Consider the following 1,075-nt stretch of genomic DNA (forward strand, 5'->3'; position numbering starts at 1 on the left):
CTGGAAACGCTCACTAAAAACAAATTTGCTTTTGATATTTATCACCAGAGTTGGACTTCCTGCTCTGGCGAGCTCGCTTGTATTTGTGACTTTAGATCATATAGATCTGATCAGTCCCATTTACTTTAATAGTAAGTTGGCTATAGCGTATTCACCAATCGAAGCATCATGGTTTGCCCATGGTTTAGGTGGATTAACAGCACTAGCATTACTGCTTTTAGTGAAGAAAAAAACAACTGATACTACAAATAAAGAAAATGTTCCTCTAATTGCTTATTTTGGGGGATTGCCCGGTGCCTTTACCGTATTGCTGGCTGGTTACACTGTTAATAGTTATTTAGGTCTTTCAGGAACACTTGCGCTTGCCATTGTTGGTCAAATAATTTTTAGTTTACTCAGTGATTCTTTTGGGTGGTTTGGGCTATCAAAAAAGAAGGTAGGGCTTAAAGATATTGCCAGTGTTCTCTTGATTGCTTGTGGAAGCCTTTTAATTATCTTAGCTTCAGGGGAAATGCTATGACTATGGTATTACTTGGCTTGTTGAATGGCATTTTAATCGCTTTAGCCAGAACACTAAATGGAATGTTAAGCGTTCATAAAAATGCATTTGTTGCATCAACAGTGAATCATTTCGTCGGCTTTATTTTTTTATCGTTAATTATTCTTTTATTTTTTAACTTTCCTGTAAATTTCAGTATGGATGCAGAAGCTTCGATTTATCTTGGTGGAATCATTGGTGCATTATATGTGGCAATTAATAGTTTTGTATTTCACAAAGTCGGAGCCGTTAAAGCGGTATTGTTTATTTTAAGCGGACAAATGATCACAAGTATTTTGATTGACGGTATTGATACCAGTTCGAAATTATTTCTATATCAAGTTGCAGGCCTTGGAATGATTATCAGTGGAATGTACTTATCGGTAGCAAACTCTAGAAATTAGGGGCTAATTGCTGACTCTTCTACACAAATTTGAGATAAATTGAACTTATTGTAAATCCGTTGTTCTGATCAAGAAACTCCTTATACAAAACAGCAAATCATGTCAATTTATCATCATAACCAATGGTCAACAG

General features: G+C 35.6%; 2 protein-coding genes. Both read left to right on the plus strand.

The features are described 5' to 3' along the window. Positions 1 to 520: DMT family transporter (locus tag JQC92_RS22450; protein WP_205001741.1), on the plus strand; the 520-nt coding region annotated here is incomplete at its 5' end. Further along, on the plus strand, positions 517 to 942 hold the full coding sequence (locus tag JQC92_RS22455; RefSeq protein WP_205001742.1) for a DMT family transporter: 426 nt from the start codon (positions 517 to 519) through the stop codon (positions 940 to 942). The genes JQC92_RS22450 and JQC92_RS22455, both read left to right, overlap by 4 nt. The last annotated feature ends 133 nt before the right edge of the window (positions 943 to 1,075 follow it).

It is taken from the genome of Parashewanella hymeniacidonis (assembly GCF_016900895.1).
GTDB classification, from domain to species: Bacteria; Pseudomonadota; Gammaproteobacteria; order Enterobacterales; family Shewanellaceae; genus Parashewanella; species Parashewanella hymeniacidonis.

Bases quoted from the DNA above. Each gene is read 5' to 3' on its own strand.
- JQC92_RS22455 (WP_205001742.1), top strand. From the start codon at position 517: ATGACTATGGTATTACTTGGCTTGTTGAATGGCATTTTAATCGCTTTA.